This window comes from Alteribacillus sp. YIM 98480 (assembly GCF_009765375.1).
Classification (GTDB): Bacteria; Bacillota; Bacilli; order Bacillales; family Marinococcaceae; genus Alteribacillus.
Map to the genome: position 1 here is coordinate 312,757 of NZ_VTOK01000002.1, position 15,040 is coordinate 327,796.

The following is a 15,040-nucleotide window of genomic DNA, read 5'->3' on the forward strand; positions in this document are numbered from 1 at the left end:
GAGATGAACAGTGCAATTTCTACAATCGAAAAGAGAGACTTTTTAAAATGGCTCTTAAAAGGACAGCATATAAAAAGAAGAGAATATGCATGGATTTTAAATTACCTCCTAAGTGACAGTCATTTGCTAGAACATGTTCATTTCGTTGAAAAAGCAGAGTATTGTCCGAAAGCAATTATTTTATCAGCTGAGGGCCTCAGTAATATTCCATTTTCATTTCACAAACATCAATATGTTACGATGGACGCAGAAAGATCATTCCATGACATACGGCTTCATCCGGATGAAGAATTATACGTCCAGTTAAACTTTGATGACGCAGATTTTCAACGTCAATATGTGTCTGTATTGGAAGAGAATCCTTATTTACCAGGACGTGGACAAGAAAAACTGCTAATGGAAGTGGTTGCAGATATAATATTAAATCAGGCTGTAATTGATTTTAAACTTCAAACATTACGGGAAAATATTGATAGAGCCTTAGAAAAAAAGAATAAAGAAGAATTTTATGCTTATAGTAAGGAATTATTAGAATTAAAGCGCAGCATAGACCCATAAACTTTCATTTGAGTTTTTTTAGCGCTGTCCCTCAAAGGACAGCTTTCTTTATTCTTAGGAAAGTTTAATTTTGTTAGGAAGAAAAGTGCAAGAAGACTAAGGCTTCTGCCACATGGATTTGGCGGGAAGCCAACTTTTTAATGATTTCTATAATAAAAAATAGAAAGCGGGTAAAAATATGAAATGGACTACTGAGGATATACCGTTCTTCATAAATGAAAGAGAATATATTGATACGGCACTTATCCCCCTTTTGCCAATTGATTTTGGAAACGGGATACGCCAAAGTGCTGCGATGAGTGAGTTTATTACAGTCATTACAGCTGAGCTGGAGCGGCAATTCAAGGGAAGAGTACTCCTCGTTCCGCCGTTTACTTACTTAGATTCAGAAAATATTACTGTTTGTAGGGACAATCTCGAACAATGGACAAACAAAATGAAAGAAGAAATGAAACATGTGATATTAATAACAGCAGACCCTTCTTGGAAAAAGGTTGAAGCAGATATAGAGGATTTATTAGTATGGATGCCTCTTGTACCTTTGGAAAATATGGAGTCAGAATACAAGAGACAAGTAGTCTCAGAGCAAATAAAACAGCTTATTCCTTTAATAATGGACAAATGGAAAAGTAGCCCTTAACGTCGAAATTGCTCGCAAAATAGACCCGTAAAAGATTGACAGCATATTGAATACTAGGCTATCATGAGTATGTCCTAGTTTTGTAAAAGTGTGTGTAAAATACGTCCGTAAGGACCGAACTTATATAGCAGGGGGGGATATGTGGTGAGTGAAAAAAATCATAACGTGTCGAGGCGTCAATTTCTGACATATACGCTCACAGGTGTTGGAGGTTTTATGGCTGCAGGCATGATACTGCCTATGGCAAGGTTTGCGATTGATCCCGTGCTCAAAGCTGGAGCTGCAGGTGATATGAACGCTGTTGCAGAAGTTGCTGACCTGACGGAGGAACCGCAGCGATTTGACTTTTCCTATGAGCAGCAAGATGCCTGGTACACATCGGAAGTTACGGAAACAGCATGGATTTATCAAGAAGGAGATGACATTGTAGCTCTTTCACCGACTTGTACTCATTTAGGGTGTACAGTGAATTGGGATGCAAATGAAGATCATCCAAATCAATTTTTCTGTCCTTGTCACGGTGGACGTTTTGAAAAAGACGGGACAAATATTGAAGGTACTCCGCCGACTGAGCCGCTTCATAAATATCAGGTTGAGGTGCAAGATGGAACGGTCTACCTTGGAAAAGCTGAACCACAAATTTAGGAGGGGCGTCATTTATGTTACAACGTGTGTATGAATGGGTAGATGAACGCCTGGACATCACTCCAATGTGGCGTGACATCGCTGACCATGAAGTGCCCGAGCATGTTAACCCTGCTCATCACTTTTCAGCGTTTGTTTATTGCTTTGGAGGGTTGACATTTTTCATTACTGTCATTCAAATATTGTCCGGGATGTTTCTTACGATGTACTATGTACCCGATATTGTAAACGCCTACGAATCGGTCAAATATTTGCAAGGTGAAGTAGCGTTTGGACTTATTGTACGCGGCATGCACCACTGGGGAGCTAGTCTCGTTATAGTGATGATGTTTTTACATACCTTGCGCGTGTTTTTTACCGGTGCTTACAAACGACCTAGAGAATTAAACTGGGTTGTAGGTGTACTTATCTTTTTTGTTATGCTTGGATTAGGTTTTACAGGCTATTTACTTCCATGGGATATGAAGGCGTACTTTGCAACAGTAGTAGGGTTGCAGATCGCTGAAAGTGTCCCGCTTATAGGTACTCTAGCTAAAACGTTATTAGCGGGGGATCCGGAGATTATAGGAGCTCAAACACTGACTCGCTTCTTTGCTATTCACGTATTCTTTTTGCCAGGAGCTTTGCTTGGCTTGATGGCAGCTCACTTTATAATGATTCGAAGACAAGGCATTTCCGGACCGTTGTAAGTGCAGCAGGTACGAAAAATGGATAAGACAGAATTTATGAGGAGGGAAACCAATGCATCGTGGAAAAGGTATGAAATTTGTTGGGGATTCCCGCGTGCCTGCCGAGCGAAAACCGAACATTCCAAAAGACTATTCTGAATTCCCTGGGAAAACAGAAGCGTTTTGGCCAAACTTTCTACTGAAAGAGTGGTTGGTTGGGGCAGTTTTTCTAATCGGTTATCTTTGCTTGACAGTAGCACATCCATCTCCATTAGAACGGATGGCGGACCCTACGGACTCCGGTTACATACCATTGCCGGACTGGTACTTTTTATTTTTGTACCAGCTTTTAAAATACGAGTATGCAGCTGGTGATTTCACCGTCATCGGAGCAGTGATCATTCCAGGTCTCGCTTTTGGTGCTCTACTCTTAGCACCATGGCTTGATAACGGACCAAGAAGACGTGCTTCACAACGGCCGGTTGCTTCTGGGTTAATGATTTTAGCTGTTCTTGCAACGGTTTATCTTACCTGGGAATCGGTGGATCACCATGACTGGGAAGCAGCAGCAGAACAAGGTGAAATGCTAGATGAAGATGAAGCAGCCGCTGTAGAAGAGGTTGATACGGAAGCAGAAGGCTACGAGATATTTGCTGATCAAGGTTGTATAGGTTGTCACGGTGATCAGCTTCAAGGTGCAGGATCTGCCGGACCGGCGCTCTTTGATGTTTCTTATGACGCTGATTCTATTAAGGATATCGCGGTTAACGGTATTGGCGAAATGCCTGCTGACCAGTTCGATGGTTCAGATGAGGAACTCGATATTCTTGCTGAATACATTGCCAGTGGGGGTAACCCGGAAGGTAATGACGGTGAGAATGAGGATGATGAAGAAGGATCAGACGAAGAGACTGAAGATGGTGAATCTGAAGAATAATAAACTCTTAATCTTAGCTGCCCTTTTAAAAGGGCAGCTTATTTCATTACAGGATGGTGGCGGAAATTGCAACTTTTTATAAAGTTTTTAGGAATGCCTTCTATACTGACCCTTCTTTTGATTGTAAATATATTAGGTACAATCTATGGCTATTGGTGGTACAAAGTACAGCTTGAGCAAACACCATCTATCTTCCTTATTTTTGTGCCAGATAGTCCTACTGCGAGTTTGTTTTTTTGTATCGTACTTGTTTTATTTTTAAGTAAAAAAAGCAATGGTTTAATAGAGGCTTTGGCATTGGTAACTCTGATAAAATATGGATTATGGGCTGTTGTAATGAATATAGCAGGCGGAGCTTTTGGTGATGAACTCCAATGGCAAAATTATATGTTAATAGCTTCTCATTTTGGGATGGCCGTCCAGGCTGTATTGTTTTCACCATATTACCGAATAAAAGTATGGCATTTAATGGTTACAGCAGTTTGGACCTTGCATAATGACATTATCGATTATGTTTATGGAATGCACCCATGGGTTTCACCGGCGATTAGTGACTACATAACACATATTGGTTATTTTACATTTTGGTTAAGTATTTTTTCTATTACTGTTACTTACTTTTTAGGTGTGAAAAAAAACAGACATACTTTAGAACTTCCTTCATTGTGAAAAAAGTCCACCAAATAGGAAAAGCGCAAGCGCCTTGCCCACGAGCGACAAGTCCTGGAGGGTCGGCATATGGAAAGCTGCTCTTTGCTTTCCATTGACGAACCGAAGGAATCTCGAGTGAGTAGGCGCTGGAGCTAGACATGTAAAACGCCAACTATTTATAATTTCTTGCCTTTTGAAAAAAACCCTTCCGGTCTACTCTTGTCCATTTATTCATAGAATGTGACGAGGAGATTAGGAGGGATTTTTATGAGAAATGATAGCGTGTATGGTTTGCATAATACGCTGCTCAAATATGGATTAGCTGTTATTTTAGGCATATTATTATTTTTCTCTACAATAGGACAAACTATGGCCGAAGAACACGCTGATGTGGACTTGAAAGTGATAGACGAGAAAGCATCTCTAATGTATGATCTCGTAAAAGACGGCAAGTATGAGGAAGCTAAACAGTTACATGAATGGATGGCAGTACATTTTCCTTCCGTTTCATTTGACGATTACGCCATGAATACCAATCAAATGTCAGAATTGTTTCGCGCATTTGATCGAGCAGGTGAATCTGTAACGAAAGCAGAGTTAAGTGAACAGCGGCGAATACAATATATATTTGCTTTTCGGCTGGCTGTTGATGCTGTCATTAGTAAAGAAAACCCTTTGTGGGAAAAATCTGCTGAGAGACTGTTATTAAGTCTAGATGGGATAGAAAAACAAGTGAAACAGGAAGATCCTGAAGCTGCTCGTCAATCTTTTCAAGATTGGCAATTACAATTTGAAATGATACGGCCTGCTATATATGCAGGAGTAGAAGAAAAGCGTTATATGCCTTTTATATCATATGTTCGTTATTTGGATCATCATTCAGGCTGGGTGGAGTCAAAGGATGCTGAAGAAGTAAGAAAATTGAAATCATCTTTACATGACTTACTTTCTGAAACAGAAGAACAGTCTTCAGCAGATCCTTCGCTATGGTTAGTAATGATGTCTATCGGCAGTGCGATATTTGTATCATTGACATATGTAGGCTGGAGAAAATATAAGGGAGAGAAGCAAAGACAACATTTAAGGGATTAACTTTCAAATAACCGTCAAACTCTGCGAGGCAGCTTCATTGACTTTATTTGACGAATTAAATAAAATAAAAATAATTCATAAAAAACACTGGAGGGGGTAATAAAGCAATGGGTTTATGGATTTTGTATATAGCAGCATTATTAATTATTCCAATATGGGCACAAATGAAAGTTAAAAAAGCTTATCGTAAATATTCAAAGGTTTCAAACTCCTCTGGGTTGAGCGGAGCTGAAGTTGCGAAAAAAATATTAAATGAAAATGGTATTTTTGATGTGACGGTAGAGCCAGTAAAAGGACAACTTTCTGATCATTACGATCCAAAAGCGAAAGTTGTACGTTTATCAGAAGACAATTATTATGGCACAAGTGTTGCTGGGCAGGCTGTGGCAGCACACGAAGTAGGCCATGCTATTCAAGACGCGGAGGATTATGCATTCCTGCGTTTCCGTCACACGCTAGTACCTGCAGCTAATCTCGGTTCAAACTTATCATTTTTCCTGATTCTAGCCGGCATGTTATTGCACGCGAGCGGACTATTGCTCGTCGGTATTGTATTTATGTCTGCAGCAGTACTATTTCAATTGGTAACGCTGCCTGTTGAATTTAATGCGAGCAGTCGTGCTATGCACCAGATCGTATCTACCGGTATCATTAGAAACGATGAAGAAAAAGAAACGCGAAAAGTTCTTGATGCTGCAGCATTGACTTATGTAGCTGCTGCACTTGTTGCGGTACTTGAGCTGGTTCGATTTGTTTATATGTATTTCTTGATGAATGAAGAATAAAAAAGCGCAAGCCCCCTTATAGTGGGCGCTTGCGCTTTTCTTAAAAGGTAAGAAATTATAAATAGTTGGCGTTTTACATGTCTAGCGCAAGCGCCTACTCGCTCGAGATTCCTTCGGTTCGTCAATGGAAAGCAAAGATCAGCTTTCCATATGCCGACCCTCCAGGACTTGTCGCTCGTGAGCAAGGCGCTTACGCTTTTCTTAAGTAGAATGTATCGGTTTTTTATTTTCGTCCAATGTGAAGCCTTCTCCTGCGACATCCTGTACATCATTCACCGTTACAAAAGCGTGGGGATCTGCTTTTTCCACTAAATGTTTTAACCGTACTACCTCATTTCTGCCAACGACACAATATAAAACTTCTTTTTCCGACCCAGTAAAAGATCCTTTTCCCCTTAGTACGGTAGCTCCGCGGTCCATTTCTTGAAGAATCATTTGCGAAATTATTTCGGTTTTCTCTGATATAATAAAAGAGGCTTTCGCCGAGTAGGCACCTTGTTGTATAACGTCTATCACTTTAGCAGCTACAAATACTGCAACTAGTGTATACATTGCTTCTTTGTAATCCAAATACACGAGAGATGCCGTAATAACACATGCATCAAAAATAAAAAGGGTTTTTCCCATACTCCATCCTAAATAACGAAAACCTAATTTAGCGAGGATGTCAGCTCCTCCTGTCGTACCCCCGTAACGGAATACAATTCCAAGACCAGTACCAATGAACACCCCTGCAAAAAGAGCTGCCAATGTCATGTCTTGTTCAAGAGGAAGGCGGAGCAGCGGATATTTTTGAAAGAGCCACAAGAAAAGCGAAATTCCAATAGTACCGATAATTGTATATGTAAATACAGTTCTTCCTAGTATTTTCCAACCAATGAAAAATAGAGGTATATTTAAAAATAAATTGGAATAAGCAGGGTCTAATTGAAAAATAAAATACAAAATAAGCGTAATACCAGTAAATCCTCCGTCTGCCAGGTTATTTTGCATATTAAAATAAACGAGACCAAAAGACATAATAGCTGAACCGAGAAGGATAAAAAAAGAATTTTTCACGTGTTTCGTTAATTTCAATGTCCTTTCCTCCTTTCTAAAAAAAGCCTTGCTAAATTCTACCTCATTATAAGAAAAACATATCGAACAAGGCAAGATTCATTAAGATTGTCAAATGAAATGGAATTCGATACGATAAAGTGGAAGGTGAGGGATTCATATGCAGACAAAAACAATAAAAGAAATGCAAAAAGAAGTGGATAACCATATTTCACAATATAAAGAAGGATATTTCAGCCCGCTTTCGATGCTTGCTCGATTGAGTGAAGAAACTGGTGAACTAGCTAGAGAAATCAATCACTATTACGGAGAAAAACCAAAAAAAGAAAGTGAAACAGAAAAATCCCTAGAACAAGAAATGGGAGATATTTTATTTGTATTGATTTGTTTTGCTAATTCATTACATATCGACCTTGAGGAAGCATTTGACCTAGTCATGGATAAATTTCAAACAAGAGATAAAGACCGCTGGACAAAGAAAACGGAAGGAGACGTGGAATAATGGCAGCCGATACAAAAATTATTATTGCTGGTCCAAGAGGAAAGATGGGTAAAGAAGCTGTCCAACTTTTACATGAAACGGAAGAATTTCAATTAGTTGCAGCTGTTGATTCAAAAAATAACGGGAAAACAATAAAAGAGTTATCAGGGATGCCGGACGAAAACGCTGTTATTTATGACGACATGCAAACCTGCTTAGAAGAAATGGAGGCAGATGTACTCATTGATCTTACCACTCCGGCAGCAGGGAAACATCATCTTGAATTAGCACTTGATCACCATGTGAGACCGGTAGTTGGCACAACTGGTTTTACACCAGATGATATTACAAGACTTAGAAAAAAAGCAGAAGAAAAGGAAATAGGGGCAATTATTGCACCTAACTTTGCAGTAGGTGCCGTTTTAATGATGAAATTCTCGCAAATGGCTGCAAAATATTTTTCTGATGTAGAAATTATTGAAATGCACCATGATAATAAATTAGATGCTCCATCTGGTACAGCAGCTAAAACGGCAGCTCTCATCAATGAAGTAAGACTGCATAAAGAACAGGGACATCCTGAGGAACAAGAAGAGTTAAAAGGAGCAAGAGGAGCAGAAGTAGATGGATTGCGAGTGCATAGTGTTCGTTTACCAGGATTAGTTGCTCACCAGGAGGTCATGTTTGGCGGGTCAGGTCAAACGTTAACAATCCGTCATGACTCCCTTAATAGACAGTCGTTTATGCCGGGAGTAAAGCTTGCAGTAGAAAATGTGCTTCGTGTTAATACGCTTGTATATGGTCTTGAAAACATTATGGAGTAGGAGGAGCTTTATTTGGAAATTGCATTGATTGCCCACGACAAGAAAAAAGAAGATATAATTCGATTTGTTCAAGCTTATAAACCAGTTATCGAAAAACATAGTCTCCACGCTACTGGAACGACAGGGGCAAGACTTGAAGAGGAAACAGGAATTACTGTTACAAAACATTTATCAGGTCCACTTGGAGGAGATCAACAAATTGGTTCGTTAGTAGCGCATGGAGTGGTAGACTTAATATTGTTTTTTAGAGATCCTTTAACTGCTCAACCGCATGAACCTGATATTTCAGCTTTAATTAGACTTTGTGATGTACACAGTGTTCCTGTAGCAACAAATATGGCTACTGCAGAAGTATTAGTAAAAGGTTTAAACAGCGGTTTTTTCGAGTTCCGAAAAGCTATACAAAAGGAGCGTAAATCCAAGTGAAAAAAAGGTCATACTTGCAGTAGGAGCCCATCCAGATGATATTGAAATCGGTATGGGAGGAACGGCTGCATCTCATTCTAATAAGGGTGATGATGTATATATTTGTAATTTGACCAAAGGGGAATTATCGTCTAACGGTACTATAGAAGAACGCCAGCATGAAGCAGAGAAGGCAGCTGGCATTCTCGGAATAAAAAAAAGATTTCAGCTGGATTTTTCTGACCGTTCCTTAGATCGTTCGGATAGTGAATATTCTCATTTAATAACGCTTATTCGAGAATTGAAACCAGGCGTCATTTTTGCGCCGTATCATGAAGACAGACATCCAGATCACGGCGCATGCTGTCAATTAGTAAAAGAAGCTGTGTTTGATGCTGGTATCCGCAAATTTCCGGGATCTGAACTAGAACCACATAAAACACCGTCCCTTTTTTACTACTTTATAAATGGTTTTTCAGTTCCTGACTTTTTTATTGATATTTCATCCACACAGAAGGTGAAAGAGGATGCTTTGTCCTCTTATCAAAGTCAATTTGTCAAAAGAGCTAAAAGCGTGAGCACCCCTCTTACCGATCGCTACATAGAAAGCGTGAAATCGAGAGATTCTCTATTTGGAAAAGAAGCCGGTGTAACGTTTGCAGAAGGATTTAAAACTGGTTCTCCATTAGTTTTTTCTGCTATCCCGCAAAGGAGTTCATTATGAAACAGAAAATCGGAATAACGTGTTACCCGACTGTAGGCGGGTCGGGTGTGGTTGCTACGGAATTAGGTAAATTGTTAGCCGAAAAAGGCTATGAGATTCATTTTATTTCAACGAGTCTGCCGTTTCGGTTGAATAAAACATACCCTAATATTTTTTATCATGAAGTTGAAGTAAATCAATATGAAGTGTTCCAGTATCCGCCGTACTCTTTAACACTTGCAAGTAAAATGGCCGAGGTGATAGAACGAGAAGAGTTGGATATTTTACATGTGCATTACGCTGTCCCTCATGCGGTATGTGCCCTGCTGGCAAAAGACATGGTTCATAGAGATGTGAAAGTTGTAACCACTTTGCACGGCACAGATATCACTGTACTTGGTCATGATCCTTCTTTAAGAGGTATTATTCGTTATGCTATTGATCGTTCCGACAAAGTTACAGCCGTTTCAAAAGCGCTAGCTTCAGAAACAAAAGAAATGCTTCATATATCCAAGCCGATTGAAACGATATATAATTTTATTGATGAACGAATTTACAGGCCCCGTTATTTAAAAAGTGAATTAAAAAAAGCGTATAGGATTAAAGAAGATGAAAAAGTAATTATTCATATATCCAATTTTCGGCCTGTAAAGAGGGTCATTGATGTAGTAGAAGCATTTTCGATTCTGCAAAAAAAATGTCATTCTAAATTACTGATGATTGGAGATGGCCCGGAAAGAAACAAGGCACTAAAACGCGCTGATGAGCTTGGAATAAAGGATTATGTTTTATTCTTAGGAAATCAGAAAAATATAGTAGATTATTTAAATATAGCTGACTTGATGTTTCTGCTTTCTGAAAAAGAAAGCTTTGGATTAGCCGCACTTGAAGCAATGGCTTGCGGTGTCCCTGTAATTGGAACAAATACTGGAGGCATACCCGAAGTTATTGTAGACGATCAAACAGGCTATATTTGTTCGGTCGGAGATGTAAAAGAAGCTGGAGAATCAGGAGCGAGTCTCTTAAAAAACAAACAGCTCTATGAAGCATTTTCTTATGCGAGTCAAAAACGAGTAGAAAAAGTATTTGCTTCTTCTCTTATCGTAGAATATTACGAAGCTGTATATAACGAGGCGTGAAGGGCGGCGGGAAGATATGGACGGCCATTGGGAAAAAGCATTTCATTTATTAAATAAATTTGAATCGCAAGGGTATTCTGCTTATATCGTTGGAGGTGCAGTGCGTGATTATCATCTAAAAAGAACGGTGAATGATTTTGATATTGTAACTAATGCTTCTCCGAATGAAATAAAAACACTATTCCCTAAAGCTGTTCAGCCGTCCAAACGATTCCCGACACATATCATTCGCTGGCAAAGCATTTATTTTGAAGTCAGTCCGTTCCGTTTAGCAGCTAAAACGTTACGAGATGACTTATTCTATCGAGACTTTACTATCAATGCCGTCGCTATGGATAAAAATCAAAATATTATTGACCCTTTAAACGGTTTGGCTGATATAGACATGAAAATTATTCGGGCAAGTGATCCAATTGCTCGGTTTAAAGAAGACCCTTTACGTATGCTTAGAGGGTTTCGTTTTGTATCGGAGCTAAACTTTACAATGGAAAAACATACACTCAAACATGTTTTGGATCAACTTCCTGCTTTAAATGATCTTCCTGTGGAAAGAATTCAATTAGAAATAGAAAAACTTCTAAAAGGGCACTGGCATGCTGCTGGACTTTCGTGTTTATTTTTATACGCCATTCCTCAGTTTTTTCCACAGACACTTCAAACGAAAGTCTCTTTCCTATCAAGAAGTTTAAATATGTATGGTTTAAAAACAACAAATGAAAAATGGGCAGCTTTTTTATGGCTGTTATACGGTAGAAAAGCGAGAGAAAAAGCAGGTTCTTGGAAGTTTTCAAAAAAAGATAAAAAAAATATTAAAACGATGCTTTGGTTTGCCGAAGAATACTTATCATATATTCCTTGGAGAAAGTATTTAGTTTATCAAACCGGAAAAAAACTTGCATTCCAAATAGAGCGTGTCCATCAATGGATATATTGTTATAAAAACGAGGATCATTTCATTTTTATACGTAAATTGTTTAGTTCGCTTCCTATTACGAACAGAAAAGAATTAAAGATATCTGGAAAGGATATCATTAAAGCTTTTCCTCATATAGAAAAAGAAAAGATAGGTGTTATATTAGGCTGCCTTGAAAAAGAAGTAGTACTTGGGAATGTAAACAATGAATTTACAGAACTAGTAACTTTTGCAAAGGAGAAACTGACTAATGAGAGGTAAATTATTACAACTGTTAATGCGAACATCCAACTCATTTGTCTCTGGACAGGAGATAAGTGAAAATTTAGGAATATCTCGAACGGCAGTTTGGAAGCATATTGAGGAATTACGTAAAAACGGTTATGAACTTGAAGCAGTGCCAAGAAAAGGCTACCGTCTCACACATACTCCAAACCATGCCACTGCAGATGAAATCGAAGCTATACTTTCCACTGAAAATATCGGCAAAAATATTATTTACAAAAAAGAAGTGACTTCAACCCAAGCGTTAGCACATGACATGGCAAGAAATGATGCATCGGAGGGTACTCTGGTCGTGGCGGACCATCAGCAGAAAGGTAAAGGAAGACTTGGAAGAGAATGGCATTCTCCTCCAGGAACAGGTTTATGGTTCAGTTTAATTTTAAGACCAGATATTCCACCGCAAAAAGCCCCGCAGCTCACATTATTAACAGCAGTAGCAGTAACAGAAGGAATTAATGAGGCTGCGGGAATTGAAGCGCAAATTAAGTGGCCTAACGATATTCTTATTGACGGGAAAAAAACAGCCGGAATACTAACGGAAATGCAGTCAGAGCCTGATCGAGTACAAGCAGTTATTGTTGGGATTGGAATAAATATTAATCAACAACCTGAACATTTCCCTGAGCAGCTTCTGTCAAAAGCTACGTCTCTTTCCATTGCTAAAGAAAATAAAATATTTTCACGTGCTAAAGTGATAGCAGCTATTCTTGAGCGGTTTGAAGAGTGGTATAGTCAGTATTTAACCGATGGTTTTGAGCAAGTAAGAAAACGATGGGAGAAACTAGCTGTCACCATTGGTAAAGAAATCACTGCCACTACTGTAACAAAAACGGTAGAAGGATTAGCCCAAGGAATAACAGAAGACGGGGTATTACTTTTGAAAAAAAAGGATGGGCAAATAGAACATATTTATAGTGCGGATATTCATTAACCTCCTCGCAAATATTTTTTGTTATACTGACATTACAGGCAATATCTAATCAGAATTGCACTGTATGTTTTTTTACAAAAAATTTTTATCTGCCTTGATCCAAATAGGACAGGGACGGAGAGAGTAGAGGAGCAATCGGTTGAAAAGAAGATTACTTCTCACTTCTCCGAAAGAAGGAGGAGGAAAAAATGAAGAGCACAAGCACGTTTTTGAAAATGAAGAAAGAACGTGACCCTATTGCTATGATGACTGCTTATGATGCTCCATCAGCAAAAGCAGCAGCAAAGGCAGGAATGGACATTATTCTCGTAGGTGATTCTGTTGGAATGGTTGTTCATGGTTATGATTCAACAATTCCAGTTACTCTAGACGATATGGTACTGCATTCAAAAGCAGTACGGCGCGGGGCGCCAGATACATTTGTTGTAACTGACCTGCCTTTTTTAACGTTTAACGGGGATTTTGATACTACCCTTTCCGCTGTGAAAAAATTAATGCAGCAAACAGGTACAAATGGTGTGAAACTTGAAGGAGGCGGCAGAACACTTACTGTTATTAAACGATTAACAGAAGCCGGTGTTCCTGTAATGGGGCATTTAGGCTTAACCCCGCAATCGGTTGGAGTTCTCGGCGGGTATAAAGTACAAGGAAAAACAGAAGAATCAGCTCATCGATTGGTAGAAGAAGCAAAAATGATAGAAGAAAACGGTGCATTTGCTCTAGTGCTAGAATGTGTACCTAGACAGTTAGCAGCGCACATATCTTCTTTACTAAATATACCTGTTATCGGCATCGGAGCTGGTGCGGAAACAGACGGTCAAGTTCTTGTATTTCACGATGCAATTGGGTTTTCGGATGGTTTTTCTCCTAAGTTTGTAAAACAGTATGCGAATATCCAAAACGATATTGAAGAAGCTTTAACTGATTATGTCAATGAAGTAAAACAGTTAACATTTCCTGGAACAGAGCATACTTTCACAATGGATGAAAACACACTAGAAAAGCTGTACGGCGGGATAAGGTCATGAATGTAGTTACCACTATTAATGAATTGCGTGACCATATTAATAGCTTAAAATCAGAGCAAAAATCAATAGGGTTTGTGGCTACGATGGGGGCTCTTCATAAAGGTCATTTATCGCTTATGGAAAGGGCAAAACAAGAGAATGACGTGCTCGTTACCAGCATTTTTGTAAATCCGCTACAGTTTGGTCCAGCGGAAGACTACGAAATGTATCCTCGTTCTTTAGAAAAAGACCGAAAGCTGGCACAATCCCAGAAAACAGATATTTTATTTGCTCCTGTAGTTGATGAAATGTATCCGCGCCCTATGTTTAACGAAGTAAACGTTATTTCTGGTACAGATGTCCTTTGCGGCAAAAGTCGGCCGGGGCATTTTAACGGGGTAGCAACAGTGGTTTTAAAATTATTTCAGCTAGTTCAGCCAAATAATGCTTATTTTGGACAAAAGGATGCACAGCAAGTAGCCATTATTAAAAACTTGGTGAAAGATTTTAATATTCCTGTTCATGTTGTGGCTTGTGAAACAATGAGAGAAGAAGATGGTTTAGCCATAAGTTCGCGCAATATTTATTTGTCGGATAAAGAACGGTTGCAGGCTGCTTTTCTCTATGAAAGTTTGCAAAGAGTAATGCGCCGAATAGAAGAAGGAATCACAGATTCACAACTGCTTGAAAAAGAAATGAATGTTTTTTTAAAAAAACATACGGACGCTCCTATTGATTATGCCCAAATTTTATCGTTTCCTGAATTAAAAACGATCGATAAAATTGCTGGATCAATTATTATTGCTGGGGCGGTTCAATTTACCAAAGCGCGGCTAATTGATAATATATTGCTTCATGTCAATGAAATGGAAGGGGGCAATAAATATGTTTCGTACTATGATGAAATCTAAACTGCACCGAGCTACTGTGAAAGAAGCTGATTTAAATTATGTAGGCAGTATAACGATTGACCAAAATTTAATGGAGGCTGTGGATCTTCTTGAAAATGAAAAAGTCCAAGTCGTCAATAATAATAATGGTGCTCGTTTGGAAACATATGTTATATCAGGGGAAAGAGGAAGCGGAGTAATCTGTTTAAACGGTGCAGCTGCTCGTATGGTACAGCCTGGAGACAAGGTGATCATTATAGCATACAGTTTAATGAAAGAAGAAGCTTGTCGTACGTTCAAACCTAAAGTAGCAGTGTTGGATGAAAATAATCAAATTTCCCAGATGCTCTCCTTTGAGCCCTCTTCTACAGTCATGTAAGAAAACGGCCCCCGATGGAGTGAACTGCTAGTCGGGGGTTTCCTTATGGAA

The 15,040-nt window shown here is 39.0% G+C and carries 21 protein-coding genes; 19 read left to right on the top strand and 2 right to left on the bottom strand.

The window, feature by feature from the left end:
• Window positions 1–3: 3 nt before the first annotated feature.
• From FZF09_RS04355 to lhaT, 6 genes are all read left to right on the top strand, one after another.
• Entirely contained in the window at window positions 4–558 is a 555-nt protein-coding gene (locus tag FZF09_RS04355; protein ID WP_158735347.1) for a ReoY family proteolytic degradation factor, read from the top strand.
• Between the two features lie 178 nt (window positions 559–736).
• Entirely contained in the window at window positions 737–1,198 is a 462-nt protein-coding gene (locus tag FZF09_RS04360) for a YpiF family protein (protein WP_158735348.1), read from the top strand.
• Window positions 1,199–1,342: 144 nt separating this feature from the next.
• On the top strand, window positions 1,343–1,843 hold the full coding sequence (locus tag FZF09_RS04365; protein WP_158735349.1) for a QcrA and Rieske domain-containing protein: 501 nt from the start codon (window positions 1,343–1,345) through the stop codon (window positions 1,841–1,843).
• 14 nt (window positions 1,844–1,857) lie between these two features.
• A complete protein-coding gene (gene qcrB / locus FZF09_RS04370; RefSeq protein WP_091579692.1) occupies window positions 1,858–2,532 on the top strand; it encodes a menaquinol-cytochrome c reductase cytochrome b subunit in 675 nt (224 codons plus the stop codon).
• A gap of 52 nt (window positions 2,533–2,584) precedes the next feature.
• Window positions 2,585–3,448, top strand: coding sequence for a menaquinol-cytochrome c reductase cytochrome b/c subunit (locus FZF09_RS04375; RefSeq protein ID WP_158735350.1), 864 nt, complete (start codon window positions 2,585–2,587; stop codon window positions 3,446–3,448).
• Between the two features lie 66 nt (window positions 3,449–3,514).
• Window positions 3,515–4,117, top strand: a complete 603-nt coding sequence (gene lhaT / locus FZF09_RS04380) for a lipoprotein heptaprenylglyceryl N-acetyltransferase LhaT (protein ID WP_370514421.1) — start codon at window positions 3,515–3,517, stop codon at window positions 4,115–4,117.
• On the opposite strand, the gene FZF09_RS04385 is transcribed toward lhaT, so the two are convergent.
• Window positions 4,059–4,259: a hypothetical protein gene (locus FZF09_RS04385; RefSeq protein ID WP_158735351.1), complete on the bottom strand. Its 201-nt coding sequence runs from the start codon at window positions 4,257–4,259 to the stop codon at window positions 4,059–4,061. The genes lhaT and FZF09_RS04385 overlap by 59 nt on opposite strands.
• Window positions 4,260–4,366: 107 nt before the next feature.
• Between FZF09_RS04385 and FZF09_RS04390 the strand changes: the two genes are divergently transcribed.
• The 3 genes from FZF09_RS04390 to FZF09_RS22955 all read left to right on the top strand — a co-directional run bounded on the left by FZF09_RS04390 (window position 4,367) and on the right by FZF09_RS22955 (window position 6,185).
• Window positions 4,367–5,191, top strand: a complete 825-nt coding sequence (locus FZF09_RS04390) for a sporulation protein YpjB (RefSeq protein WP_158735352.1) — start codon at window positions 4,367–4,369, stop codon at window positions 5,189–5,191.
• Window positions 5,192–5,298: 107 nt separating this feature from the next.
• Entirely contained in the window at window positions 5,299–5,976 is a 678-nt protein-coding gene (locus FZF09_RS04395) for a zinc metallopeptidase (protein WP_158735353.1), read from the top strand.
• A 77-nt stretch (window positions 5,977–6,053) separates the two neighbouring features.
• Window positions 6,054–6,185 carry a hypothetical protein gene (locus FZF09_RS22955; protein ID WP_255450342.1) on the top strand — a complete coding sequence of 44 codons (132 nt, stop codon included), beginning with the start codon at window positions 6,054–6,056 and terminating at the stop codon, window positions 6,183–6,185.
• On the opposite strand, the gene FZF09_RS04400 is transcribed toward FZF09_RS22955, so the two are convergent.
• Entirely contained in the window at window positions 6,178–7,053 is an 876-nt protein-coding gene (locus FZF09_RS04400; protein ID WP_255450343.1) for a YitT family protein, read from the bottom strand. The genes FZF09_RS22955 and FZF09_RS04400 overlap by 8 nt on opposite strands.
• Before the next feature lie 139 nt (window positions 7,054–7,192).
• Here FZF09_RS04400 and FZF09_RS04405 point away from each other — a divergent pair, with 139 nt between their 5' ends.
• From FZF09_RS04405 to panD, 10 genes are all read left to right on the top strand, one after another.
• Window positions 7,193–7,534, top strand: a complete 342-nt coding sequence (locus FZF09_RS04405; protein ID WP_158735354.1) for a nucleotide pyrophosphohydrolase — start codon at window positions 7,193–7,195, stop codon at window positions 7,532–7,534.
• Entirely contained in the window at window positions 7,534–8,337 is an 804-nt protein-coding gene (gene dapB / locus FZF09_RS04410; RefSeq protein ID WP_158735355.1) for a 4-hydroxy-tetrahydrodipicolinate reductase, read from the top strand. The genes FZF09_RS04405 and dapB overlap by 1 nt, the downstream gene beginning before the upstream one ends.
• 12 nt (window positions 8,338–8,349) lie before the next feature.
• The gene (gene mgsA, locus FZF09_RS04415; RefSeq protein WP_158735356.1) at window positions 8,350–8,763 is read left to right on the top strand and encodes a methylglyoxal synthase; all 414 of its coding nucleotides are present in this window, start codon (window positions 8,350–8,352) and stop codon (window positions 8,761–8,763) included.
• A gap of 10 nt (window positions 8,764–8,773) precedes the next feature.
• Entirely contained in the window at window positions 8,774–9,466 is a 693-nt protein-coding gene (bshB1, locus tag FZF09_RS04420) for a bacillithiol biosynthesis deacetylase BshB1 (protein ID WP_255450350.1), read from the top strand.
• Window positions 9,463–10,584, top strand: a complete 1,122-nt coding sequence (gene bshA, locus FZF09_RS04425) for an N-acetyl-alpha-D-glucosaminyl L-malate synthase BshA (RefSeq protein ID WP_158735358.1) — start codon at window positions 9,463–9,465, stop codon at window positions 10,582–10,584. Before bshB1 ends, bshA begins: the two co-directional genes overlap by 4 nt.
• Window positions 10,585–10,600: 16 nt before the next feature.
• On the top strand, window positions 10,601–11,758 hold the full coding sequence (locus tag FZF09_RS04430; RefSeq protein ID WP_158735359.1) for a CCA tRNA nucleotidyltransferase: 1,158 nt from the start codon (window positions 10,601–10,603) through the stop codon (window positions 11,756–11,758).
• Window positions 11,748–12,713, top strand: coding sequence for a biotin--[acetyl-CoA-carboxylase] ligase (locus tag FZF09_RS04435; RefSeq protein WP_158735360.1), 966 nt, complete (start codon window positions 11,748–11,750; stop codon window positions 12,711–12,713). Before FZF09_RS04430 ends, FZF09_RS04435 begins: the two co-directional genes overlap by 11 nt.
• Window positions 12,714–12,901: 188 nt before the next feature.
• Window positions 12,902–13,741, top strand: a complete 840-nt coding sequence (panB, locus tag FZF09_RS04440; RefSeq protein ID WP_158735361.1) for a 3-methyl-2-oxobutanoate hydroxymethyltransferase — start codon at window positions 12,902–12,904, stop codon at window positions 13,739–13,741.
• On the top strand, window positions 13,738–14,631 hold the full coding sequence (gene panC, locus FZF09_RS04445; protein ID WP_158735362.1) for a pantoate--beta-alanine ligase: 894 nt from the start codon (window positions 13,738–13,740) through the stop codon (window positions 14,629–14,631). Before panB ends, panC begins: the two co-directional genes overlap by 4 nt.
• Entirely contained in the window at window positions 14,606–14,989 is a 384-nt protein-coding gene (gene panD, locus FZF09_RS04450) for an aspartate 1-decarboxylase (protein ID WP_158735363.1), read from the top strand. Before panC ends, panD begins: the two co-directional genes overlap by 26 nt.
• Window positions 14,990–15,040: the final 51 nt, after the last annotated feature.

Coding starts and splice junctions, on each gene's coding strand:
- FZF09_RS04355 (WP_158735347.1), top strand. CDS start 4: ATGAACAGTGCAATTTCTACAATCGAAAAGAGAGACTTTTTAAAATGG.
- FZF09_RS04360 (WP_158735348.1), top strand. CDS start 737: ATGAAATGGACTACTGAGGATATACCGTTCTTCATAAATGAAAGAGAA.
- qcrB (WP_091579692.1), top strand. CDS start 1,858: ATGTTACAACGTGTGTATGAATGGGTAGATGAACGCCTGGACATCACT.
- FZF09_RS04375 (WP_158735350.1), top strand. CDS start 2,585: ATGCATCGTGGAAAAGGTATGAAATTTGTTGGGGATTCCCGCGTGCCT.
- FZF09_RS04385 (WP_158735351.1), bottom strand. CDS start 4,259: ATGTCTAGCTCCAGCGCCTACTCACTCGAGATTCCTTCGGTTCGTCAA.
- FZF09_RS04390 (WP_158735352.1), top strand. CDS start 4,367: ATGAGAAATGATAGCGTGTATGGTTTGCATAATACGCTGCTCAAATAT.
- FZF09_RS04395 (WP_158735353.1), top strand. CDS start 5,299: ATGGGTTTATGGATTTTGTATATAGCAGCATTATTAATTATTCCAATA.
- FZF09_RS22955 (WP_255450342.1), top strand. CDS start 6,054: ATGTCTAGCGCAAGCGCCTACTCGCTCGAGATTCCTTCGGTTCGTCAA.
- FZF09_RS04405 (WP_158735354.1), top strand. CDS start 7,193: ATGCAGACAAAAACAATAAAAGAAATGCAAAAAGAAGTGGATAACCAT.
- dapB (WP_158735355.1), top strand. CDS start 7,534: ATGGCAGCCGATACAAAAATTATTATTGCTGGTCCAAGAGGAAAGATG.
- bshA (WP_158735358.1), top strand. CDS start 9,463: ATGAAACAGAAAATCGGAATAACGTGTTACCCGACTGTAGGCGGGTCG.
- FZF09_RS04430 (WP_158735359.1), top strand. CDS start 10,601: ATGGACGGCCATTGGGAAAAAGCATTTCATTTATTAAATAAATTTGAA.
- FZF09_RS04435 (WP_158735360.1), top strand. CDS start 11,748: ATGAGAGGTAAATTATTACAACTGTTAATGCGAACATCCAACTCATTT.
- panB (WP_158735361.1), top strand. CDS start 12,902: ATGAAGAGCACAAGCACGTTTTTGAAAATGAAGAAAGAACGTGACCCT.
- panC (WP_158735362.1), top strand. CDS start 13,738: ATGAATGTAGTTACCACTATTAATGAATTGCGTGACCATATTAATAGC.
- panD (WP_158735363.1), top strand. CDS start 14,606: ATGTTTCGTACTATGATGAAATCTAAACTGCACCGAGCTACTGTGAAA.